This is a genomic window from Nocardia sp. NPDC006044, assembly GCF_042871115.1.
In the GTDB taxonomy this organism is placed as follows: Bacteria; Actinomycetota; Actinomycetes; order Mycobacteriales; family Mycobacteriaceae; genus Nocardia.
This window is the reverse complement of record NZ_JBIAID010000002.1, coordinates 948,330-971,753: the sequence shown is the minus strand read 5'-3', so window position 1 is coordinate 971,753 and position 23,424 is coordinate 948,330. Positions and strand designations below refer to the sequence as shown.

The following is a 23,424-nucleotide window of genomic DNA, read 5'->3' as shown; positions in this document are numbered from 1 at the left end:
TCCGTTCAGGCCGCGGCGCCCAAGCCCAGCGCCACCGCGACCGGGATGAGGTACAGCAGCGGGAAGGCGAGCGTCTTGTACGAGCGTGCGCGCAGGATGGTGATCACCGCACCCGCGAAGTAGAGGATCAGTCCGATCGCGGCGGCGACACCGATCAGCGGGATGAACAGGCCGACGATCAGTCCGATCGCCCCGGCGGCCTTGAGCAGGCCCAGCATGGTCCACCAGCTCTGCGGCACACCGTATTCCACCAGCGGATCGGTCACGAACTTCGCTCGCCGCAGCAGCGAGAACGCCGAGAACCCGACCCAGGCGGCGGCGACAATGGTGACGATGACGTAGGCGGTATGCATTTTCTCTCCTGATAGCTGCGCAATTCCCTGGTCCGGGAATTGAGTTCCGGTGTGGCGCGACCGTGGGTTCGCCGGATCGGCGGGGATTCGGTTCGCGATTCGCACTGCGAAAGCGTCCCGCGACGGATCGATACTTCGCCGATGCGTTCGCGATGGGGTCGGTGACGCGATTCGGCTCAGGACAGTTCGGTCAGCAGATCCCGCACGCTCTCCGCCTCCGGAAGGCCGAGCGCCTGATACTTCCGCAATGCCGATTCGGCGTGCTCGCGGGCTTGGTCCAGCTGTCCGCACAGCAGATGCGCGCGGGCCAGCCCCTCGTGTGCGTCGGCCTCTTCGGGCAGATTGCCCGTCTGTACCGCGCGTTCGAGTGCGGTGGCATGCTCGGAGATCGCCTGTGCCGCATCGCCACCGGCACGGGCGGTATGCCCGAGCCCGTTCCACGCGGCGGCCTCGTCGCCATGGGTGCCGAGCGAGCGATACAGCTCGAGCGCCCGGCGGTGGTGTTCGCGGGCCTGGTCCGGTCGTCCACACCAGCGGTACAGCGTGCCGAGTTTGTTCAGCACCAGCGCCTCGCCGCGCGCGTTGCCGACCTGACGATGCAGATCCAATGCGCGTTCGAGATGTTCGCGGGCCTCGGTGCCGCGGTCCTCGCCGAGGACCAACGCGAGATTCCCCAGAACGTGTGCCTCGCCACCGCGGTTTCCGATCTCCCGGGTTATCCACAGCGCGCTGCGGAAGTATTCGCGAGCCGCGTCGGTGTCGCGTTGCCGCCAGCGGACATTGCCGAGGGTGTTGAGCGCGCGTGCCTCTTCGAAGCGGTCCCCGTTCGCCCGGGCCACCGTCAGCGCATGCTCCGAATATCTTGTCGCGTCGGCGTATTCGCCTCGCCGCCAGTGCGTCCAGCCGAGGTCGGCCAGCGCCCGCGCCTCGCCGGAGCGATCACCCAGCCGGCGCCCGGCCACCAGCGCGACCGCGTGCAGCCGGGCCGCGTCGGTGTGGTGGAAGTATCCGTCGAGGTATGGGCGCAGCGTCACCGCCGCATCGCGCACGAATCCGGGCCGATCGTGATCCGCCGCGTGCCCGATCACCGCCATGAGATTGGCCCGTTCGGCGTGCAACCATCGCGCTGCGGTGCCGGGACCGTCGACAGCGGTGATCGGGCCCGCGGCGGGCGGCAGCGCCCGGCGGTCGGTCGCGCTGTGCGGGAACAGCAGATCCACTGCGGTCCGGGCGGTGTGCAGGTAGTGGTCGGACAGCCGCGACAGTGCGGCCTCCCGTGCGGTATCGGACTCGTCGACCGCCACCATGGCGGTCGCGTGCGCGCGCAGTAGATCGTGCAGCAGGTAGCGCCCGGGTTCGTGCTGCGTGACGACGTGCACGTCCAGCAGCTCCTCGAGCAGCAGTTCGGCGTGGTCGGCGTGCGGGAAATCGGCGAGCGCGGCTGCGGCGGCGGGGTCGATGTCGCGGCCGGGATGCAGGCCCAGCAGCCGGAACAGGCGCTGATGCGCCGGGGCGAGCTGCCCGTAGGACAGTGCGAAAGCCGCGGCCACCCCGCGTTCGGCGGTGGCCAGCTCGACCAGCCGCCGCCGTTCGTCGCGCAGTCGTTCCGCCATGTAGCCGACACTCCATTGCGGACGGTGCAGTAGTCGCGCCGCGGCGATCCGCACCGCCAGCGGGAGGAATCCGCACAGCTGCAACACATCCAGCGCGGCCACCGGCTCGGCGGTGGCGCGTGCGCCGACGATCCGTTCGAACAGCCCGACGGCATCGCCCGCCGGAAGTACCGGCATCGACACCGCGTGCACGCCATCGAGATCGATCATTCTCCGGCGGCTGGTGATCAGGAACACGCTGCCGGTGGTGGCGGGCAGCAGTGGGCGCACGTGGTCGGCGTCGGCGGCGTTGTCGAGGACGGCGACGATCCGCCGGCCGGTCAGTTCGCTGCGCCACAGCGCGCTGCGATCGCCCTCGTCGAGCGGGATGCGATCCGCGGGTACGCCCAGCTGCCGCAGGAGTATTTCCAGCGCGGCGGCCGGGGTGACGGCGGCGCGTTCGGCCGCGTAGGCCTGCAGGTCGATGAACAGCTGCCCGTCGGGGTAACGCGCGGCGAGGCGATGCGCGGAATGGATCGCCAACGCGGTCTTGCCCACTCCGGCCATGCCGTCGATGGCGACGATTCCGCCCGGTTCCCGCTCATCGAGTTTGCCCAGCCGGTCCAACTCGGCCGCGCGACCCGTGAAATCGGGAATGTCGTAGGGCAGGAAGTTCGCACTGGCCGCCGGCGCCTCCGGTGGAGTGGAGGCCGATATCAGGTGCGGGGGCGCGGGCGCGTCCGGTGGTGGCGTCGGTTCCGGTTGCGGAGCCGGATCCGCCAAGGTTGGGTGCGGTTCCTGGGGCCTGGTTTTCGCGGGTAGCAGCAGTTCGGGATCGCCACGCAGCACGGCCTGTTCCAGCTCGCTGAACGCCGATCCCGGATCCAGCCCGTGCTCTTCGACGAGGGCGGTGCGCAGCGTGCGTGCCGCGGCCAACGCGTCGCGTTGCCGGTCGGCGCGGTACAGCGCCAGCACCAATTGGCCGGTGAGCCGCTCCCGCAACGGATTCTCGGCGACCTTGGCGATGAGCTCATCCAGCAATTGCCGGTGCCGGCCCAGCGACAATTCCAGGTCCATCAGCCGCTCGATGGCGGCCAGCCGCTGCTCATGCAGCCGGGCACGGGCATTGACGACGTAGGCGGCGGTCAGATCGCCCAGCGCGTCACCGCGCCAGAGTGCCAGTCCCGCCCGCAATTCCGCGACCGCGTCGAGGGGGTCGGCCGCGTGTTCCGCGGCGGCGAGGTGCACGGTGAATTCGGTGAGATCGAACTGATTCGAGCCCGGATGCGCGACGTAGCCGGCCGCGCGGGTCTGGATGGTGTGGGTGGCCTCGGCCGCGCGCAGCACCCGCCGGATCGAGGTGAGCGAGGCATGGATCTGGGCGCGGGCGGTATCGGGTTCATCGAGGCCCCAGACCGCCTCGATGAGGCGTTCGATCGCGCAGACGCGATCGGCGTTGAGCAGCAGGTACGCCAGTACCCCGCGGTGGCGCGGCGCGAGGGTCGCGACCTGACCGTCGATACTGATCTCGACCGGCCCGAGAATCGAAAAACGTAGATCCATTGTCGTGTCACATACAACACCCATCGCGGGCGCATCGCAAAAGTATCAACCCGCACGATCATGCTGGCCTCATGACCGAGCTACCGCCGCTGCCGCTGCTCGAGCCGGAGGCCGCCACCGGCGTCACCCGAACGCTGTTCGACACCGCTCAGCGTCTGTTCGGCATCACGCCGAATATCGCCAAGACGCTGGCCAACAGTCCGGCCGCGATGCGTGGCTATCTCGCGCTCGCCGATTCCCTGTGCACGGAAAGCGCTCTGGACTCCGATACCCGGACTCGCCTCGGCCTGCTGCTGGCGCAGGAACACAGCTGCGACTACCTGCTGTCGGCACACAGTTTCCTCGCCGCGCGGGTAGGCGGATTGAGCGAGCAGGCGATGACCGACGCTCGCTCCGGCTCGGCGGCGGATCCGAAGCAGGCCCAGGTGCTGGCCTGGGCGGCGGCCCTGGTCCGCCGCCGGGGAGCGGTGACCGACGAGGAGGTGGCCGCGGCCCGCGCCGCACTGTCGGACGCCGAGTTCATCGATGTTGTGGCCGAGATCGCGCTCGCGGTGTTCGACTCCTACCTGTCGCTGGCCGGGCGCGTGCCGATCGACTGGCCGCTGGTCCGGCACACCGAGCGGGGCGGAGGCATCGACTTCGAGCGCTGATATCCTCGCTCGGCCCGCAGACTTCGTCGCGGGGGTGCGAGGAGGAGTTCGGGGTGATGGGTGCGCGGACCCCGGTATTCGATGACGTCACCGCGGCCTCCCGGCGGATAGCGGGAATCGTCCGGCCTCTCACCGTGATCGACGCCGACGCGGAGCTCGCGCCGAGCGGCGGCATCAGCCTGGCCCTCGAATTCTTGCAGCACAGCGGCTCGTTCAAGGCACGGGGCGCGGTGAACCTGGTGGCCGCGCTGCTGGAGTCCGATCGCCTGCCGCGCGCGGGCCTCGTCTCGGCCACCGAGGGCAACGCGGCAATCGGATTCGCCTGGGCCGCTAAGCGATTCGGCGTGCCCGCGACGGCGTTCCTGAGCCGGTCGGCAGCTCCGGCGACGGCGCGGCGGTTGCGTGAGCTGGGTGCCGAGGTGCGGGTGACGGGCGCGACCAGGGCCGAAGCCCAGCACGCGGCACGGCGATTCCAGGAGGACACGGGCGCCATCGAGGCCTATGTCTACGACGAGGTGCTGACCTCGGCCGGCGCCGGCACGATCCTGCTGGAGCTCGCCGCACTGCGGCCCGACCTGGACACCGTGGTCTGCGCGGTCGGCGCAGGCGGCATGTTCTCCGGAATCGCCGCCGTCGCGGAGAAGCTGAGCATCCGGGTGGTCGGGGTCGAGCCGGAGGGTAGCCAGGCGCTGCATGCCGCGCTCGCCGCGGACACCGTGCGGGACGTCGAGATCGATTCCGTAGCCGCCGATTCGCTCGGCGCGCACCGGGTCTCGCCCGCCGCTCTCGCCTGGGCCAAGACCGCAGACGCTTGCTCGGTCGTGGTGCGCGACGACGCGATCATCGACGCCCGCCTGCAGGTGTGGCGGCACCATCGCCTCGCCATCGAGCACGGTTCGGCCACCGCGCTGGCCGCCCTGCTGGCCGGCGCCTACCGGCCTCGGCCCGGAGAACGAATCGGGATCGTGCTGTGCGGGGCGAATACCGATCCCACCGATCTCATTCGCTGACCAGGGCCGATTCCGGCGCATCCGGTAGCTCCCGCGCGGCGGCGTGTCATAGTGACGCCCGGATTGTGTGGAGAACGAAGGAACACCAGGATGGCGACTACAGCGGTAGAAACCGACTCCGAGAGGGGGCTCGCGCGGGTCGCGCAGGCGCTCGCCCGGTGGACGGAGAAGTGGTTTCCGGACGCCTATGTCGTCGCGCTCGCCGGGCTGGTCCTCGTGGCCGCCGCGGCATTGGTCAACGGTTCGTCGCCGAAGGCCGTGGTCGACGCGTTCGGTGACGGCTTCTGGGATCTGACGACGTTCACGCTGCAGATGGCGATGGTGGTGCTGACCGGATACGTCCTCGCCACCTCACCACCGGTCACCCGGCTCATCGACCGGCTGGCCGCCCTACCGCGCACCGCGGCCGGTGCCGTGAGTTTCGTCGCGCTGCTGTCGATGTCGGTGTCCATCCTGAACTGGGCGCTGAGTCTGGTATTCGGTGGCCTGCTGGCCCGCGCCATCGCGCGCCGGTCCGGCCTTCGGGTCGACTACCGTGCGCTCGGCGCCGCGGCATTCATGGGAATAGGCTCGGTCTGGGCGCTGGGCATCTCCTCCTCGGCGGCGCAGCTCCAGGCTACGGCCACCTCCCTGCCGCCCGCGCTGCTGAAGATCACCGGTGTGCTCGACTTCGGGCACACCATCTTCACCTGGCAGTCGCTGTTCATGTGCGCGCTCCTCATGGTGCTCACCGTCGCGATCGCCTACTTCTCCGCGCCCAAGGGAGCGGCGATCGAGACGGCACAGCAACTGCGCATCGATCTGGACGACGAGCCGGCCGAGATCGAGCCCCGCTCCACTCCGGGCGAATGGCTGGAGTACAGCCGCGTTCTGCCGATCCTGGCCCTGCTCCTGACCGCAGGCTGGCTGATCTCCCAATTGGCCGGCAAACCGGTGCTCACGGTTCTCAGCAGCCTCAACTGCTATCTGTTCGTATCCCTGATGCTCGGACTGGCATTGCACGGGACGCCGAAGAAGTTCCTCCAGGCCGTGTCGCTCGCGGTACCCGTCACAGCCGGGATTCTCGTCCAGTACCCGCTCTACGCCGCGATAGCCGCCGTGCTCGCCAAAGCGAAAGGGCGCGGCGGCCATACGCTTTCCGAACACCTGGCAGCGGCCTTCACCACCATCGGCGGCGGCGGGAACTTCGCCGTCGTGATCGCCCTCTATACGGTGGCGCTGGGCATCTTCATTCCGTCGGGAGGCGGAAAATGGCTGGTCGAGGCCCCGTTCGTCATGCAGTCGTCCACCGATGTCGGGATGAATCTCGGTTGGACGGTACAGATTTACAATGTGGCCGAGGCGCTGCCGAACCTGATCAACCCGTTCTTCATGGTGCCCCTCTTGGCGGTCCTGCGATTACGGGCACGCGACCTCATCGGATTCACCTTCCTGCAGTTCATGATTCACCTGCCGGTGGTCCTGCTCCTCGTCCGCTTGCTGGGCATGACGTTCGACTACGCCCCACCGATCCTGCCCGCCGGGCCGTGACCGCGTCAGCGCTCACTTCGCCGGCTGGGGCGGGTTCGAAACTTCCGCCGCATTCTCGAACGTATGTTCGATAGAATGGAGGTCGACAGGTAGCCGACGGGGAGCGAGGGGTCATGCGGGAGTCGTCCTCGGGGTTGTTGAAGTTGCTGGTCAACGAGGTCGCGGTGCGGCACGGATATGGGTGTGAGGAGGCGGGCGGCGAGTTCGTGTTCGCCGGGCGCGGGGGTGGCCGGGTGGTGTTGCCGTGTACGCGGTTGGAGCGGCGGGTTGCTCGGGCGCCGCGCCAGCTGTGGTCGACGATCGTAGAGGATCGGCTGGATGCGCAGATCACGGATCTGGTCGCCGGGCATCTCGACATATCGCGACTGGAGTCGGTGCGGTCGATGCTGCGGACCCGGTTGTGTTCGGCGCGCACGAAGGGATTGATCAACGACGTGCGCCGATTGGTGGCGCCGGGACTGTTGCAGCGGGTGCTGATCGACTTCGGCGACATCATGGCGCCGGTGACCTACGCCAACGCACAACGTTGGGGCGCAAGAGAATCGGATCTGTTCGCGATCGCCGAGCGCAATACCCGGGCCGAAGGCGGGCTCGACCTGATGACCGCCGATATCGACGGCATGGACGATGTGGATATTCAAATGCTCTACGGGGCATCGGATTTCGTCACCGCGCACGTGCGCTGGCTGGATGACTATCCGGTCGTCGGTCCGTGGGGCGCGTTGCTGGTCATTCCGGGGCACACCCACCTGCTGGTCCATCCGATCACCGGCCCAACGGTTTTCGCGGGAACCAGCCTGCTCGCCGAACTCCTGGTCGCGGGCGAGCTCCGGTCCCGGCCGGTCAGCCGCTCCATCTACTGGTGGCGCAACCGAATCGCCATCGATATCGCCGCCACCATTCAGGGCGGCGGCGAGTCGATGGAAGTCGTCCCGGCCGAGCACTTCGAGTCGCTGCTCGAGATCATGCGCCGGGACTGAGCCGGCCGGTTCCCGCACGCAGGGGGTGCGGGAACCGGAGGCGTTGCCGGACAGTCGAATCCGGAACTACGTGACGATCGGCAGGTACACCGCGCTGCCGCTGTCGGCGAACTCGGCGGACTTCTCCGCCATCCCGGCCTCGATCGCCTCGACATCGGTCAGCTGGTTGCGCTCCGCGTACTCGCGCACGTCCGCGGAGATGCGCATCGAGCAGAACTTCGGCCCGCACATCGAGCAGAAGTGCGCGGTCTTGGCCGGCTCGGCGGGCATGGTCTCGTCGTGGTACTCCCGCGCTGTGTCCGGATCCAGCGACAGCGCGAACTGGTCGCGCCAGCGGAATTCGAAACGGGCCTTGGACAATTCGTTGTCCCGGTCCTGCGCGTGCGGGTGCCCCTTGGCCAGGTCGGCGGCGTGCGCGGCGATCTTGTAGGTGATCACGCCGACCTTGACGTCGTCCCGGTTGGGCAGCCCGAGGTGCTCTTTCGGGGTGACGTAGCAGAGCATGGCGGTGCCCGCCTGCGCGATGATCGCGGCGCCGATCGCCGAGGTGATGTGGTCGTAGGCGGGCGCGATATCGGTGGCGAGCGGGCCGAGGGTGTAGAACGGCGCCTCTTCGCACAGCTCCTCCTCGAGCCGCACGTTCTCCACGATCTTGTGCATCGGCACGTGCCCGGGACCCTCGATCATCACCTGCACGCCAAAGGATTTGGCGATCTTCGTCAGCTCGCCGAGCGTGCGCAGCTCGGCGAACTGCGCCTCGTCGTTGGCGTCGGCGATCGACCCCGGCCGCAGGCCGTCGCCGAGGGAGAAGGTCACGTCGTACTTCGCCAGGATCTCGCACAGCTCGGCGAAGTGGGTGTACAGGAACGACTCCTGATGATGTGCCAGACACCAAGCGGCCATGATGGATCCGCCGCGCGAGACGATCCCGGTGACCCGCTTGGCGGTCAGCGGCACGTAACGCAGCAGCACACCCGCGTGCACGGTCATGTAGTCCACGCCCTGCTCGCACTGCTCGATCACCGTGTCGCGGTAGATCTCCCAGGTGAGCTTGGTCGGATCGCCGTTCACCTTCTCCAGCGCCTGGTAGATCGGCACGGTGCCGACCGGGACGGGGGAGTTGCGCAGGATCCACTCGCGGGTCTCGTGAATGTTCTTGCCGGTGGACAGGTCCATGATGGTGTCCGCGCCCCAGCGGGTGGCCCACACCATCTTCTCCACCTCCTCGGCGATCGAGGAGGAGACGGCCGAGTTGCCGATGTTCGCGTTGATCTTCACCAGGAACTTCTTGCCGATGATGGTCGGCTCCAGCTCCGGATGCTTGTGATTGGCGGGAATCACCGCGCGACCGCGGGCCACCTCGTCGCGCACCAGCTCGGGCGTCACCCCTTCGCGCGCGGCGATGAAGCGCATCTCGGGCGTGATGATGCCCTGCCGCGCCCAGGCAAGCTGGGTCGGCGGGCCTTCTACCTCGGGCTTGGCCCAGGTATCACGCAATTTCGGCAGGCCCGACTCCAGGTCGATCTGAGCGGTGTCGTCGGTGTATGGGCCCGAGGTGTCGTAGACGTCGAAATGCTCGCCGTTCGTCAGGTTGACCCGGCGGACCGGTATGCGCAGCCCGTCTACCTCGGTGTAATGCTTGACACTGCCCTCGATGGGTCCGGTGGTGACGGTGTCGATGATCTCGGATCCGTCTGTGGACGCAGCAGTAGCCATGATCGTTCCTCCCTACGCCGGCATTACCCGGTCAGGTTCATACGGTCGACGGCCCTAGCCGTCCTCTCAGCCCGCTGGTGCGAGCCCCCGTTGGCGTGTGAAATTTTCCAGCCCGAGACTACCTGCCTTCCCTGGGAGTCCGCCCCATGATCGGCGGAAGACCGACGTCACTTGCCGTTGTAGGCGTCGCGCATCTGTTGCAGCACGATCTTCTTCATCCCGAACATCGCGCGCATCGCGCGGTTCACCGCCTCCCGGTCGTCGCCGGTGACCAGCTCGGTCGCCTCGGCCGGCCAGATCTGCCACGGCACGCCGTATTTGTCGTTCAGCCAACCGCATTCGATCTCCTGTCCGCCATCGGCGAGCAACGCGGTCCACAGCCGGTCGACCTCGTCCTGTCCGTCACAGTTGACCAATAGCGACATGGCATGGGTGTAGTGGTATTCGCCGCCGCCGTTGATCGCGGTGAACTTCTGGCCGTTGAGTTCGAAGTCGACGGTGATGGCCAGATCCGTCGGCCGGTTGGTCGCCTCGCTGTGGTACTGCACGTCGGTGATCTTGGAGTCGGCGAACAGCGAGCAATAGAACTCGGCGGCTTCCTCCGCCTGGGTGTCGAACCACAGGTTGGTGACGATCTTTTGCATGGTGATCCTCCTGGCCGGTGTCGGTATACCTGTGCAGACGAGGCGGGCGCCGGGAAGTCATCGCTGTGCGAACGAAAAGTCTGGCCCCCGACCGAATTCCGGTCGAGGGCCAGGCCAGTGGTGAGAACTAACGCTCGCGCGGGCCGATCGGGAACCCGAGCGCGCCGAAGGTGGCGTTCAGGTTGATCTCGATCTGGGTCAGCAAGGCGTTGAAATCGGCCAGCATGGACACCACATTGTCGGTGCGGCAGCCGACCTGATCGGGCGCGTTCGGCGCCAGCCTGCCCTTCATCCAGTTGAGCGTGCCGGCCATGCCGAGCGACGGCAGGCTCAGATGCTCGCTGAGATGATCGCGGGTGTAGACCACGGACGCGCCGCCGGCACACCACTGCTGGTTCAGCCGGTCATTTGTCCATACCGGGACCGCCTCGTCGAAGACGCCCTGGTACAAGAAGATCGGTGCGGTGGGGATATTGCGGCCGAGCACCGTTTGCTCGAAGGTCTCCTTGATCTCCGGCACCTGGAGGAAGTCGGGAATCGGGATGGTCAGCATTCGCCCGTAATCGACGAACATCTGGGTGAGCGCGTTGCGCGGCAGGCACTGCCGCTCGGTCCGGTCCATCAGCGCCCGGCCCTCGGGCGTCAGATACCGATCGGCCGCCTCCTTGAACTTCGGATAGGCCTTGCGCAGCGACGAAATACCGATGCCGATCAGCGAGGAGAACATCGACCCGTTGACGTGCAGCAGCGACACCACGTCCGAGGTGGGCGAGCCCATGGCGATGCCCTTGACGTTGAGTTCCGGCGCGTAGGTCGGCTGCATCTCCGCCGCCCAGCCCGAACCCATGCCGCCACCGGAGAAGCCCCACATGGCGACCGGGGTATTCGCCCCGTCCAGGCCGAGCGGCTGGAAGCCCTCGGCGGCGCGGATGCCGTCGAGGGTCATGTAGCCGGGTTCCTTCGGCACCGTGAGGTGACCGTCGAGTCCCTCGTAGTCCGGCACCGAGATCGCCCAGCCTTGGCTGATCAATGCGGCGATCGCGATCAGTTCGCTTTGCGAGTGGATGCCCTCCAGGCCGGCCAGGCCCGAACCCTGTTGCAGCACATACGACGGCGAGCAGTCGTTGCTGGCGCTGTCGTAATAGAACTGGAGTGAGACCAGCGGACGGGAACGATTCGGGTCGGCGCCCGCGGGCAGGATGACCGTGGTGACGGCGACCGTGGGCTGGTCGTTGAGATCAGTGGTGCGGTAGAGCAGCTGCCAGGAGCGCACATTCAGCGGCAGCACGGTCAGGACCGCCAGGCGCACCTCCCGCGAGCGCAGAATCGCGCCGGGCGCCTGGTCGGCGAACCCTTCGGGAGGCTGATAGAACGAGTCGTCGTGCGGGAGTGGCACTGCCGCGGCGGGCGCGGGGGCGACCGCACCGGTCAGCAGGACGGTGGCCATGGCGAACGCCATGGTCACCAACACGGCCACCGAACGTAGACCGGTCCGCGGGTTAGCGGCCGGATCACCGTTGATCACTGACACGTATGCGTCCTTCCTCATCAAGGTGACAGCGATTACAGCACGTGGCCGTGTTACTAACAAGAACTCTTTCTAGAAGTCATCGAGCTATGGTCGAGGGTATGACCCGCAGCAAATCCGCCGCGCGGCCTGCCGAGGGGCAGGCCCGCCGCCGGATCCGTGGACTCGACGCCGAGCAGCGCAGCGCACAGCGGCGTAATCAACTGCTCGACGCGGCCACCGAACTGTTTGCCGAGCACAGCTATTCGGGCACATCGATCGAGCAGATCTGTCAGCGCGCCTATGTCGGAACCAAGGGTTTCTACGACCATTTCGAGAGCAAGGAAGCGTGCTACATCGCGCTGCTCCAGCAGCTCACCGCGCAGATCCAGCAACGGGTGATCGCCGGCGCCGTCGCGGCCGCCGAGTTGTCCTGGCCGGAGCGGGCCGAGCCGGTGCTCGCCGCGTTCGTGCACGCCATCGCCGACGACCCGCGCCTGGCGAAGGTGACTTTCGGTGAGGCGGGCGGTATTTCGCCGACGGTCGAGCGGATCCGGCGCAGCAACCGGCGCTGGTCGGCGGCATTCCTGGATCGGGAGTGGTCCGGGGAGCCGGACGGTGATCCGCGCGTGCAGCGGGCCCGGCTGGCCTTGGCGCTGGCCACCATCGGCGGCATGTTCGAACTGGTCGCGGACTGGCTGCACCATCACGACGACGGTGGCACGCCGGACGGCGTGGACACGCTCATCGAGGATCTGACCGGGTTCATCGCGGTGGTGTACGCCGGCCGGGGAGTCGTTGCGGGACAGTAGATTCAGCGCGGACGACGCGAGCCGGGCCGATCGATCCGACCCGGCTCGCGTCGCTGTGCGGTCCGGTTATCCGCGCGGACGCGCGGGGCGGATCCGGCCGCGGACCTCGCCGAGACCGATGCGCTGGGCGTCCGGGCCGGGCGCGGACGCGGTGATGACCACCTCGTCGCCGTCCTCCAGGAACGTGCGCTTCTGACCGTTCACCAGGATGGGTTCGCTTCCGCCCCAGGACAGTTCGATGAACGAGCCGCGCTGGTCGGGGTCCGGCCCGGAGATGGTGCCGGACGCGTAGAGGTCGCCGGTGCGGGTGCTCGCGCCGTTCGCGGTGAGATGGGCCAGCATCTGCGCCGGTGACCAGTACATCCGGGAGAACGGCGGGTATGAGACCGCCTCGCCGTTCCAGGCCACCGTCAGTTCGATGTCGAGCCCCCACGGCTCCTTTTCTTGCAGATAGGGCAGCGGCTGCGGGTGCTGCTCGGGGGTGGGCACCCGCGCGGATTCCAGCGCGGCCAGCGGCGTGACCCACGGCGAGATCGACGTCGCGAAGGACTTGCCGAGGAACGGGCCGAGCGGCTGATACTCCCAGGCCTGGATGTCGCGGGCGGACCAGTCGTTGACCAGCGCGACCCCGAACACCCGCTCGGCGAACTCGCCGGTTTCCACCGGATCGCCGAGCTCGGAGCCGACACCGACCAGGAAGCCGAGCTCGGCCTCGATGTCGAGTCGCCGCGAGGGACCGAAATCCGGTGTGCCCGAATCGGTCCGGCGTTGACCGTTGGGGCGGATCACCTCGGTGCCGGACACCACCACGGTGCCGGCTCGGCCGTGGTACCCGACCGGCAGGTGCCGCCAATTCGGCAGCAGCGGTTCGCTGTCCGGGCGGAACAGGCGGCCGAGGTTCGTCGCGTGGTCGAGGCTGGCGTAGACGTCGACGTAGTCGCCGATCGGCACCGGCAGGCCGAGCCGCACCTCGGTGAGGGGATGTATTGCGGCACTGTCGATCTCGCTGTCGACCAGCTCGCGGACGCGTTCGCGCACCTCGCGCCAGCGCCGCGGGCCCTGCGCCATGAGCGCGGCCAGGCTCGATGCGCCGAACTCCGGATCGCCCAGTGCGGTCGCGAGATCGATGACGGAGTCACCCAATCGGGTTCCGACACGGTAGTTCTGGCCTTCGGGAGCGAACACGCCGTAGGGCAGGTTGTCCGCACCGAACAGTGAATCGCCGGGTACTTCGATGCGAGTCCTCACGCGGGCCCCCGGCCGGACCAGGTCCATGCGTAGGCCGGATCCTCGCAGGCGAGGGCGCCCTCGCCGAGTTCCAGCGGGCGGAACGTGTCGACCATGACGGCCAGCTCGTCGAAGTAGTCGAGTCCGATGCTGCGCTCGTAGGCGCCCGGCTGCGGGCCGTGCGCGTAGCCGCCCGGGTGCACCGACACCGAGCCCTGCGCGATCCCGGATCCCTTGCGCGCCTCGTAGTTTCCGCCGCAGTAGAACATGATCTCGTCGGAGTCGACGTTGGAGTGGTAGTACGGCACCGGGATCGACAGCGGGTGGTAGTCGACCTTGCGCGGCACGAAATTGCAGACCACGAAGTTGGTCCCCTCGAAGGCTTGATGGGCCGGCGGCGGCTGATGGATGCGGCCGGTGATCGGTTCGAAGTCGCTGATGTTGAAGGTGATCGGGTACAGGCAACCGTCCCAGCCGACCACGTCGAACGGGTGTGTGGCGTACAGCAACCGGGTGCCGACGACCTTGCCGCCGGGCCGGTGCTTGACCAGCACCTCCACGTCGGTGCCGGTCGCGGTCAGCGTCTCGGCCGGGCCGTGCAGGTCGCGTTCGCAGTACGGCGCGTGCTCGAGCAGCTGGCCGAACTTCGACAGGTAGCGCTTCGGCGGGGTGATGTGGCTGGACGCCTCGATCACGTACGCGCGCAACGGTTCCTGGCCGGTAGGCAGCCAGCGGTGGGTGGTCGCGCGCGGGATGAGCACCTGGTCGCCCTGGCGCGCGGGCACCGGGCCGAAGACCGTTTCGAGCACGGCCGCACCGGATTCCACGTAGACCAGCTCGTCGCCGATCGCGTTGCGGTACAGCGGGGACGCGCCCTTGGCCACGACGTAGGAGATGCGCACATCGGCATTGCCGAGGATCAGGCGTCGTCCGGTCACCGCGTCGGTGCGGGCTGGGGTGTCGTCCGGGAACAGCTCGGGCAACCGCAGATGCCGATGCCGCAGTGGATGATTCGGGGTAGTGGTCTGGTCGGGCAGTTCCCACACCGTCGAGTCGACGATCGCGGGCGGCAGCCCGCGGTGGTAGAGCAGCGACGAATCGCCGGAGAAGCCCTCCTCGCCCATCAGCTCCTCGTAGTAGAGCTGTCCCTGCTCGTCCCGATGTTGTGTATGCCGTTTCGGCGGCACCGCTCCTACCTGTCGATAGAACGCCATGACCGCACCTCCTGCCTGGCTTGTGGCCTGGTTCAACTGGTCACCATCGTAGTGATGGCCGGTCGGGCGCAGTGGCGGAATCCACCCCCGACGGGGCGAATTCTGCCGGAACATCGCGGCATCGGGAGGCATTTCGACTAGCTGTTCGGCAAGTAGCCGACTATTTGTCAGGACGGCGTCAGGCGTGCCGCAGCGCGCGGTACACCGCCGCGCCGACGAAGGCACCGAGATCGGCCGCGGTCCAGTCGCCCTCGTCCGCGAGCAGGGTGCGCACCGCGCCCTCACCCGCGGAAACCCACAGCTCGACGAGCACCGGCAGCTTGCGTTCGGGGTCCTCGGTGCCCCAGGCGCGCAGCGTCGGCCGCAGCAGTGTGCTGCACCGTTCGATGGCCAGGGCGCGGCCGCGGCCGAACGAATCCGCAACGGCCGGATCGGGATTGCCGTACAGCAGGCGCCACGCGTCGGGGCGGGCGGTCGCCTTCTCCAGCAGGGCCCGGAAGCCCTCGATGAACACGGTCTCGCCCGCGTCGACGTCGCGGCGGCGCATCACTCCGAGCAGGTCGTCGACCAGGTAGCTCTCCTCGCGCTGGATCAGCGCCTCGATCAGTTCGACCCGATCGGCGAAGCAGGCGTAGACGACCGGCCTGGTCACGTTCATCCGCTCCGCGATGGCGGCCATGGTGACCGCCGCGATGCCGTGTTCGACCGCGATGGCCAGCGCGGTGTCCAGCACCTGCGGGCGGCGGCGCTCCGGGCCGAGGTGCGGCGCCCGTTGTCGCGGCTGTACGGCCGAATCGCTACCCATGGGCACCAACATAGCAGCGCGGGTTGCGCGGTTCTCGCTGGTCCGACGCCTGTAGATCGACTTCCTACATTAGCGAAGGTTAATGCTACAGTCGTGCATGAAGTCGGCCGGAAACGGCGGACTGCCCTTGTCGAGCGACCTGTCCGCAGGCGCGAGCGCGAAGTCACGGCCGAGGAGTCAGCGATGACCGAAACCCTGTTCAACCCGAAGACCTGCGAGTTTGCCGAGTTCGACAGCGAGACCCGGCGGCTGCTGCGCGCGACTGTCGACTGGTTCGAGACACGCGGCAAGGCGGTGCTCAAGCAGGAGGATCGGGATCGGGTCTGGTACACCGAGTTCCTCGATTTCGTGAAGCGCGAGGGCGTCTTCGCGACCTTCCTCACCCCCGCCGCCGAGGCCGACGGTGATCCGAACAAGCGCTGGGACACCGGCCGGATCGCGATGATGAGCAAGATCCTCGGCTTCTACTCCATGCAGTACTGGTATGTCTGGCAGGTCAGCATCCTCGGCCTCGGGCCGATCTGGCAGAGCGACAACGCCGCGGCCAAGCGGCGGGCGGCCGCGCTGCTGGATTCCGGCGAGATCTTCGCCTTCGGCCTGTCCGAGAAGGATCACGGCGCCGACGTCTACTCGACCGACATGATGGTCGAACCGCAGCCGGGCGGCGGCTATCGGGCCACCGGCGGCAAGCACTACATCGGCAACGGCAACCAGGCCGCGCTGGTTTCGGTGTTCGGGCGGCGCTCGGACAAGCCGATCATCGACAGCGCCAAGGCGTTGGACAGCAAACCGACGCAACAGGATTATGAGGGCTATCTGTTCTTCCTCGCGGACAGCAAGCACGAGAACTACCACCTGCGCGGCAATGTCGTCGACGGCCAGATGTACGTGGCCGCTTTCGATCTCGACGGATACCCGGTGGCCGAGGAAGACATCCTGCATCGCGGCGAGGCGGCCTTTCACGCGGCGATGAACACCGTCAATGTCGGCAAGTTCAACCTCGGGTTCGGTGCCGTCGGCGCGTGTGAACACGCCTACTACGAGGCCATCACGCACGCGGAGAACCGAATCCTGTTCGGGCACCGGGTGACCGAGTTCCCGCAGGTGCAGGCGCTGATGACCGACTCGTACGCGCGGTTGATGGCGATGAAGCTCTACAGCGAGCGGGCCATCGACTACATGCGGTCCGCGTCCCCGCAGGACCGGCGCTACCTGCTGTTCAACGCGATCGAGAAGATGACCGTCACCCGGCAGGGGCAGCGGATCATCGAGGATCTCGCGGACGTGATCGCGGCCCGGGGTTTCGAGAAGGACATGTACTTTCCGATGGCGATGCTCGGGTTGTTCGGGCTGCCGCGGCTCGAGGGCACGGTGCACGTGAACATGGCGCTGTCGCTGAAGTTCATGGCCAACTTCATGTTCCATCCCGCCGATGCCGGGCTGGCCGCGCTGCAATTCCTGCCCGGTGCGGGCTCCGCGCCGAAGGGCACGGTACGCGCGGTCTCCGGCGCGCTCAGCTGGTCGAGTCGCCGGCTCGCGCCGCGGGCCGGGGCGGCGGTGCCGAAGCTGCGCGCCGAATTCGCCGGTGCCGCATACGCTCCGGTGCCCACCCGGCGCGACGCCGCCGACGACGAGTTCCTGTTCCGGCAGGGGCCGAGCAGCGGCCTCGGCCGCATCCGCTTCGCCGACTGGCGCGCGGTCTTCGAAAAGTTCACCCACGTACCGAATGTCGCGGTGTTCCTGGAGCAGGCGCTCGCCTTCCAAACCTTGCTCGCCGCAGCCCCGCCCACCGCCGCGCAACAGCGCGACGTCGACTTCCTCTTCGCCCTCGGCGAGCTGTTCACCGCCCTGCCCTACGCGCAACTCGTCCTCGAACAAGCCGAGATCGAAGGCACCAGCCCCGCTGTGCTCGACCAGATCTTCGACAACTTCGTCCGCGAGTTCGCCAAGAACGCCCTGACCCTGCACACCAAGCCCGCCGCGACCAAGGCACAGCAAACCCGCGCCCTGGACCTCATCCGCCGCCCCGTCGCCGACCGCCTCCGCTTCGAGCAGGTCTTCAACCAGGCCCGATCTCTCGCCGGCACCTACGAGATGAACCCGTAAAAGCATCGCTTACCTGCGGTTATTACAAACGCTACACTGATGTATGAATGCGTCGGTGTAGACCCAACCGTCCGTCGTGCAAAGGAGCAAGACGATGACAACGCAGTCCGCGCGTCCGCAATTCGACGCACCGGCACGGACCATCCGTGAGGTCGACTACGGCTTCTTCGGTCCCGATTCGCCGACCTGGAAGGTATGGACCCACGCCACCGCCGTGATCGGCTTCCAGCGCTCGGTCGTGCTCGAGCACTTCGATCCCGCGCTTACCGCCGCGGTCGCCGACGTGCAGGGCATCTATACCGACCCGCGCGGACGGCTCGACCACACCTTCGCCTACTTTCTCATCGCGGCGGTCGCCGACAGCCGCATGGCGATCGAGGCGTCCGAGCACCTGATGAAGGTGCACGCGCAAGCCACCGGCATCGAGCCGATCAGCGGAAAGCGCTACAGCGCAAACAATCCCGACTCGCAACTGTGGATCCACGTCACCGGCTGGCACTCGGTGCTCAAGTGCTACGAGGTCTACGGCCCCGGCCCGCTCACCCCCGCCGAGGAACAGCGCTACTGGGCCGAGTGCGTGATCGCCGCCGAACTGCAAACCTGCAAGCCCGCGGACGTCCCCGCGTCGCGCGCCGAGGTCCGTGACTATTTCGCCACCATGCGCCCCAAACTCTGCACCTCCGAACGAGCCCACCGGGGCATGCACTACCTCCTGCACACCCCTTTCGACCGCGGCTTCAAACTCTGGTCCGGCAGCCGCCTGGTAGCCCCCGCCGCCATCGCGACCCTCCCTCGATGGATGCGCACCACCGGCGGTTTCGACCACCCCGCCCTCATCGACCGCGCCTACCGCACCCCGATGCGCATGGCGATCAAGGCCCTCGGCAACGAACACGCCAAACAAGCCATCCTCGGAAACTTCCTCGGCCCCATGACCGCTCGCCTCTACCACGAGCATCTGGCCGCAGGCACCCCACAAAACCCGACAACCGTCACCCCGCAGGAAGCACGCGAACGCTACGGCCGCACCACCCGCCCGAACGCCTCAGCCAGCTGAGCGCTCGACCACAAAGGCGGTCGACTACGGCGTCGGTGGTGGAAGGTGCAGGGGTCGACTCGGGTGGGACTATCACTCGAAGTTCCGGTGGGAAACGCAGTTATCGATCATCTGTCGCGTAAGGGTTCCGGCCTGCAGCGAATCCATCGGTGTGGCGCTGTCCATGTCGATATTCGACGTACTCCACCATTTCGCCGCGCCCCATGGGTTGTCTTTGGCCTCGAGCGCGGTGTTGGCGTAGGCCACGAGAGGATTTATCCGTGCACACATAGTGTCGAATTGAAAGACCGGGAACCGGTAGGTGTTTCCGACCGGTAAGCCGAGCAGTTCACTGCGTCCCCGGCTATACCGCACTGCGCTGGCGCGACGCTTGGCGTTCGAACTCGCATCAATGATCAAGCCTGCGTCGGCCGTGCCGACGCACTCGAACCGTCTCAGAATTTCGCGGTGCTCGACGGGCAACGGATCTGCTGGAGGCCGGTAGTCCGCGGCCCATATGGGTTCTCGGTTCCACAACGGCGGGCAACCTATCCGATCGGGTGACTCATCTATGGCGGCGAGACCGGACTCGATCATCGCGGCGGTGTCGGTGCGCCAGGTCGACTCCGGGTCGAGTTGGCTGGTGAGATAGGCGAGGACAGCGAGCGACGCATATATCCGCGATCGTTGGTGTACTCCACTCGCGTGGATGAGATCGGGGGTTCCCTCGAGTCTGCCGAGTTGGTCGACGACATTGTGATTCCACAGGCGACCATGGTGGGCGCACGTATTACGCAAGTAGACGAGATTGGCGATCCACTTGGTCAGCGCTGCGCCGTCACCGTCGCAATGCTCGTCGAAAATCCCGAACCCAGCTGCGATTATGTTCTTCTGCGGTTGTTTCATGCCGGCCAGCAACGTTGCCGCGCTGCCGAAGGTCAGAAGTTCAGTGACAACCCAGACCGGTAGCGGCATACCGTATTTCGCCTTGAAGTGTTTGACGAACTCGTGTTTCGATCTATCTTCGTCCCGGCGGACATTCGTCAGCCATTTAGCGTGCTCGCTGGAAAGCCAAAGCGCTTGGCTTGCAATGGGATTCCGGCTGTCGAACTGGGTGAACGCCTCATCCAGTGCCGCACGGTCGAGGTGGGCGAATGCGTCGCCTGCGCCGAGCGTGTAGCCGAGCCGCACCCGCAGAGCCACTTCGACGCGGTCGATCGCGTCCAGGACATGCAATCGGAGGCGTCGGTCGAAGTCATAGAGATCCAAGACCCGATCAAAAGTGGTTCCCGGCTTGAACTGGTCACCTACCTCGATATCTGGTTCCGCTCCGAGTGCACACACGAACTTCGTCGAGACGCGGTAGATGTACCAGTAGCCGCTCAACCGGTAGTAGCCGATATTTCGCAGCGCTCGCAGGGCTGTCGCCTCGTCGGCGATGTGCATGCCGCGCTCGCGCAGCAGGTCCAACTGCTGCGCGTGGGTCTTGAACGGCTTGTCGTAGGACGTCATCGGTGGCCCCGGCGAGATCGAGGACACGCGCGTTGCGGGTTACTCATCGAAGCACCTTTGGTAAGGTTGATGGACATGGCCGATCGTCCGCTCCCGCACCAGGGAGGGGCGGTCGGTTCTCTTTATCTCTTATCTGCCGTTGGGTAAAGTCTAAAAGACTAGAGCAAGTCTCGTAGTTGGCTCAGCGTCTTGCCGGACCTGGTGTGTATCCAGTTCTTCCAACCGTTGATATCTGATCCGACCAGTGCTTTCAGTGCTGGAGACGGCGCCTCGTAGACGCCCTCGGTGGTCCGGAGCAGTCCGTCTTCGAGGACTTCGGCTACAAAGACTTGGCCGCGGCGGACTCGTTCATGGCTAAGCTCATCTCCACTTTCGATCAAACCCCGCTCCAGTAGCGCCGCCAGTTGGCCGGTGCGCGGCTCTCCCTGCTTCGTCACGCCTTTAGCGGCTCCCTGGCTGCGGCTGCTGTCTAGAAGCAGACGTCGGAGCACGTCATTGGGGCTTTCGAAGCCTCGTCTTGCTGCTACGAGAGCTTCGAACACTTCATTGTCGACAACGAGCTCATGCTCCATGGCCATCTCCTGGCTTCACTCTGCACTTTATGGACGACCCACGAATGGACGATAACAAGGCGCTAGAGCAAAGTCAAAGATAGTCGTCTCCGCGTCCGATGCAGAAATCGGCCGCTGCCCGCCTAGAGGGCGAAGTCGGCGATTACCGGGGCGTGGTCGCTGGCGCCCTTGCCTTTTCGTTCTTCGCGGTCGACTACGGCGTCGGTGGCGGTGGTGGACAGGGCGGGGGAGGCGAGGATGAAGTCGATGCGCATGCCCTCTTTGCGGGGGAAGCGGAGTTGGGTGTAGTCCCAGTAGGTGTAGACGCCGGGGCCGGGGGCGAAGGGGCGCATGACGTCGGCGAAGCCGGTGTCGAGGAAGGACTGGAAGGCGTCGCGCTCGGGTTGGGAAGTGTGGGTTTTGTTTTCGAAGAAATCGACGGACCAGACGTCGTCGTCGGTGGGCGCGATGTTCCAGTCACCGACCAGGGCGATCTTCGCCGCGGGGTCCTCGGCGAGCCATCGGGCGCCGTTATCGCGCAGGGCGGCAAGCCATTCCAGCTTGTACGCGTAGTGCGGATCGTCCAGCGCCCGGCCGTTGGGCACGTACAGGCTCCAGACCCGGACCCCGCCGCAGGTCGCGCCGAGCGCGCGGGACTCGACGACCGGCGCGCTGATCAGCGACTCGCCGGCCTCCTTGTCGAAGCCGGGCTGGCCGGGGAAGGCGAACTCCACATCCTTCAGTCCGACCCGGGACGCGATGGCGACCCCGTTCCACTGGTTGATGCCGAGATGGGCGACCTCGTAACCGAGTTCGTCGAACCGCTCGAACGGGAACTGGTCGTCCCGGCACTTCGTCTCCTGGAAGGCCAGCACGTCGATATCCTGGCGATCCAGAAATTCCGCGACCCGGTCGAGCCGGGAGCGGATCGAATTGACGTTCCAGGTGGCGAGGCGCACAGCTGCCTTCCTTCGTTGGGCTATGACTCCGTTTTACCGGAGGCCGGCGGACCCGTGGGGCTGGGACGCGTACCGGTACATGTGGTGCTCGACGAAACCCAGTTCGCGATACAGCGCCAGCGCGCCACTGTTTCCGGCCTCGACCTGAAGGTACGCGTGTGTCGCGCCGCGCCCGTGACCCCATCGGATCAACTCCGCGCACACCAGTGAACCGAGCCCCTTGCGCCGATGCTCCGCGCCGACCGCCACGCAGGTGAGACCGACCCAGCGCCGCCCGTCCGGCGCGGTGGTGACCGCGCCGCGCCCGATCGCGATCGGCGTCGGCACCCCGAGCGAGGCGAACCCCAGCTCACCGGAGCGCACGGCGGTCAGCACCTCGACATCCGGTTCCCGCGACGAAGGTCGTTGCGGGGTAGGCGGTTCCCCTTCGTAGCGATTCAATTCCAGCCAGGCGCGGTCCGGCGCGGCCGCGACGCGCACCATCGAAGGTCCTTGCGGGAGCACGAAATTCTCGATATCGATGGCCAGCACGACGGTCTCCCGCCAGCTGTCCCAGCCCGGCGGGATGGGTGCCAGCCGGTCGGGCAGCGCGAGCAGCAGCGGCAGCCCGCGCGCGGTGTACCACTCGCCGATGCGGTGGATCGCGTCCGGTGTCACCACCGCGGGCCCGTCGGAACCGCCCAGCGGCACAGCGGAATTGGCGCGGCCGGTGTACCCGTGCCCGGCCCGTACCAGCCACCCGTCGATCCAGGTGTGCTCGATACCGGGCCAGGCGTCCGCCGCGGCCGCCTCCAGCGACCGGATCTCCCTGGTCCGAATCGGCCTGGGCCCCACCGCTTTCAGCGCGACCACCCGGTCCGGCGTCACCGAGACGACCTGTCCGTCAGCCCCGCGCACGGTCGGCGGGTCCAGCGAGAGCAATTCGCCGATCACGTCGGTGAGCGGTTGGGGGTAACCCGCGGGCAGTCGATAACGCAGGACTACCCGGCGGCCGAGCGGAATGGACGCGCCGCTGTCGGCTCCGTCAGTCGTCATGGCCGAACGGGTCCGCGACCGTGCCGGGGATCCAGCTGAGTCCCGGTGTGCCCCAGCCGTTGCGCTTGATCGCCTTCTTCGCCGCGCGGGCGTTGCGCCCGATCAGCACGTCGACGTAGAGGAACCCGTCCAGATGCCCGACCTCGTGCTGCAACATCCGGGCGAAGAAGTCCTTGCCCTCGAGCTCCACCGGCTTGCCGTGCTCGTCGGTGCCGGTGACCTTGGCCCACTCGGCCCGGCCGGTCGGATACTGCTCGCCGGGCACCGACAGGCAACCCTCTTCGTCGTCGTCCGGGTCCGGCATCGTCTCGGGGATGGCCGAGGTCTCCAGCACGGGGTTGATCACCGCGCCGCGGCGACGGGTGGCGGTGCCGTCGGGGGCGACGTCCGGGCAGTCGTAGACGAACAGCCGCAGCGGCACTCCCACCTGGTTGGCCGCGAGGCCGACACCGTGGGCGGCGTCGAGCGTGTCGTACATGTCCGCGATGAGCTCGGCCAATTCCTCCGGTGACTGGGTGACCTGTTCGGTCGGGTTGTGCAGAACCGGGTCGCCGACGATCACGATCGGGAGGATAGCCATGGGACCAATTATTGCCGCGCCGTCCGGTCGCCGGCCGTGCGG

20 protein-coding genes and 1 riboswitch are annotated in these 23,424 nt (G+C 67.1%); of the genes, 7 read left to right on the top strand and 13 right to left on the bottom strand.

Going from position 1 to position 23,424, the window contains the following annotated elements; genetic code table 11:
• Positions 1–5 precede the first annotated feature (5 nt).
• On the bottom strand, positions 6–353 hold the full coding sequence (locus tag ACFYO1_RS22010) for a DoxX family protein (RefSeq protein WP_387233855.1): 348 nt from the start codon (positions 351–353) through the stop codon (positions 6–8).
• Between the two features lie 176 nt (positions 354–529).
• The gene (locus tag ACFYO1_RS22005) at positions 530–3,508 is read right to left on the bottom strand and encodes a tetratricopeptide repeat protein (protein WP_387233852.1); all 2,979 of its coding nucleotides are present in this window, start codon (positions 3,506–3,508) and stop codon (positions 530–532) included.
• A gap of 71 nt (positions 3,509–3,579) precedes the next feature.
• Between ACFYO1_RS22005 and ACFYO1_RS22000 the strand changes: the two genes are divergently transcribed.
• The 4 genes from ACFYO1_RS22000 to ACFYO1_RS21985 all read left to right on the top strand — a co-directional run bounded on the left by ACFYO1_RS22000 (position 3,580) and on the right by ACFYO1_RS21985 (position 7,678).
• The gene (locus ACFYO1_RS22000; RefSeq protein WP_387233849.1) at positions 3,580–4,158 is read left to right on the top strand and encodes a carboxymuconolactone decarboxylase family protein; all 579 of its coding nucleotides are present in this window, start codon (positions 3,580–3,582) and stop codon (positions 4,156–4,158) included.
• Between the two features lie 56 nt (positions 4,159–4,214).
• Positions 4,215–5,168: a pyridoxal-phosphate dependent enzyme gene (locus ACFYO1_RS21995; RefSeq protein ID WP_387233846.1), complete on the top strand. Its 954-nt coding sequence runs from the start codon at positions 4,215–4,217 to the stop codon at positions 5,166–5,168.
• Between the two features lie 90 nt (positions 5,169–5,258).
• Positions 5,259–6,698, top strand: a complete 1,440-nt coding sequence (locus ACFYO1_RS21990; protein ID WP_387233844.1) for a short-chain fatty acid transporter — start codon at positions 5,259–5,261, stop codon at positions 6,696–6,698.
• A gap of 113 nt (positions 6,699–6,811) precedes the next feature.
• On the top strand, positions 6,812–7,678 hold the full coding sequence (locus ACFYO1_RS21985) for a hypothetical protein (protein ID WP_387233841.1): 867 nt from the start codon (positions 6,812–6,814) through the stop codon (positions 7,676–7,678).
• Between the two features lie 66 nt (positions 7,679–7,744).
• On the opposite strand, the gene thiC is transcribed toward ACFYO1_RS21985, so the two are convergent.
• From thiC to ACFYO1_RS21970, 3 genes are all read right to left on the bottom strand, one after another.
• Positions 7,745–9,394: a phosphomethylpyrimidine synthase ThiC gene (thiC, locus tag ACFYO1_RS21980; protein WP_387233838.1), complete on the bottom strand. Its 1,650-nt coding sequence runs from the start codon at positions 9,392–9,394 to the stop codon at positions 7,745–7,747.
• Positions 9,386–9,495: riboswitch (TPP riboswitch) on the bottom strand. (Overlaps the previous gene by 9 nt.)
• A gap of 66 nt (positions 9,496–9,561) precedes the next feature.
• Complete coding sequence (locus ACFYO1_RS21975) at positions 9,562–10,038, bottom strand: VOC family protein (RefSeq protein ID WP_387233835.1); 477 nt, start codon at positions 10,036–10,038, stop codon at positions 9,562–9,564.
• A gap of 127 nt (positions 10,039–10,165) precedes the next feature.
• A complete protein-coding gene (locus ACFYO1_RS21970; RefSeq protein ID WP_387233832.1) occupies positions 10,166–11,569 on the bottom strand; it encodes a lipase family protein in 1,404 nt (467 codons plus the stop codon).
• 98 nt (positions 11,570–11,667) lie between these two features.
• Between ACFYO1_RS21970 and ACFYO1_RS21965 the strand changes: the two genes are divergently transcribed.
• On the top strand, positions 11,668–12,357 hold the full coding sequence (locus tag ACFYO1_RS21965; RefSeq protein ID WP_387233830.1) for a TetR/AcrR family transcriptional regulator: 690 nt from the start codon (positions 11,668–11,670) through the stop codon (positions 12,355–12,357).
• Positions 12,358–12,423: 66 nt separating this feature from the next.
• Here the strand turns inward: ACFYO1_RS21965 and fahA are convergent, their stop codons facing one another.
• The 3 genes from fahA to ACFYO1_RS21950 form a co-directional block, all read right to left on the bottom strand.
• Positions 12,424–13,632, bottom strand: coding sequence for a fumarylacetoacetase (fahA, locus tag ACFYO1_RS21960; protein WP_387233827.1), 1,209 nt, complete (start codon positions 13,630–13,632; stop codon positions 12,424–12,426).
• The gene (locus ACFYO1_RS21955; protein ID WP_364724273.1) at positions 13,602–14,798 is read right to left on the bottom strand and encodes a cupin domain-containing protein; all 1,197 of its coding nucleotides are present in this window, start codon (positions 14,796–14,798) and stop codon (positions 13,602–13,604) included. The genes fahA and ACFYO1_RS21955 overlap by 31 nt, the downstream gene beginning before the upstream one ends.
• A gap of 178 nt (positions 14,799–14,976) precedes the next feature.
• Entirely contained in the window at positions 14,977–15,603 is a 627-nt protein-coding gene (locus ACFYO1_RS21950) for a TetR/AcrR family transcriptional regulator (protein ID WP_387233824.1), read from the bottom strand.
• Positions 15,604–15,786: 183 nt separating this feature from the next.
• On the opposite strand from ACFYO1_RS21950, the gene ACFYO1_RS21945 reads away from it, so the two are divergent.
• Positions 15,787–17,709: an acyl-CoA dehydrogenase family protein gene (locus ACFYO1_RS21945; protein WP_387233821.1), complete on the top strand. Its 1,923-nt coding sequence runs from the start codon at positions 15,787–15,789 to the stop codon at positions 17,707–17,709.
• A gap of 94 nt (positions 17,710–17,803) precedes the next feature.
• A complete protein-coding gene (locus ACFYO1_RS21940; protein ID WP_387233819.1) occupies positions 17,804–18,766 on the top strand; it encodes an oxygenase MpaB family protein in 963 nt (320 codons plus the stop codon).
• Positions 18,767–18,838: 72 nt separating this feature from the next.
• Here ACFYO1_RS21940 and ACFYO1_RS21935 read toward each other — a convergent pair whose 3' ends face one another.
• The 5 genes from ACFYO1_RS21935 to ACFYO1_RS21915 form a co-directional block, all read right to left on the bottom strand.
• On the bottom strand, positions 18,839–20,257 hold the full coding sequence (locus ACFYO1_RS21935; RefSeq protein ID WP_387233816.1) for an Abi family protein: 1,419 nt from the start codon (positions 20,255–20,257) through the stop codon (positions 18,839–18,841).
• 158 nt (positions 20,258–20,415) lie between these two features.
• The gene (locus ACFYO1_RS21930; protein ID WP_387233813.1) at positions 20,416–20,829 is read right to left on the bottom strand and encodes a hypothetical protein; all 414 of its coding nucleotides are present in this window, start codon (positions 20,827–20,829) and stop codon (positions 20,416–20,418) included.
• A gap of 122 nt (positions 20,830–20,951) precedes the next feature.
• Positions 20,952–21,767, bottom strand: coding sequence for an exodeoxyribonuclease III (locus ACFYO1_RS21925; RefSeq protein WP_387233810.1), 816 nt, complete (start codon positions 21,765–21,767; stop codon positions 20,952–20,954).
• A 33-nt stretch (positions 21,768–21,800) separates the two neighbouring features.
• On the bottom strand, positions 21,801–22,802 hold the full coding sequence (locus tag ACFYO1_RS21920; RefSeq protein ID WP_387233807.1) for a GNAT family N-acetyltransferase: 1,002 nt from the start codon (positions 22,800–22,802) through the stop codon (positions 21,801–21,803).
• Positions 22,792–23,382 (bottom strand): peptide deformylase, encoded by a 591-nt coding sequence (locus tag ACFYO1_RS21915; protein ID WP_387233805.1) that lies wholly within the window; start codon positions 23,380–23,382, stop codon positions 22,792–22,794. The genes ACFYO1_RS21920 and ACFYO1_RS21915 overlap by 11 nt, the downstream gene beginning before the upstream one ends.
• Positions 23,383–23,424: the final 42 nt, after the last annotated feature.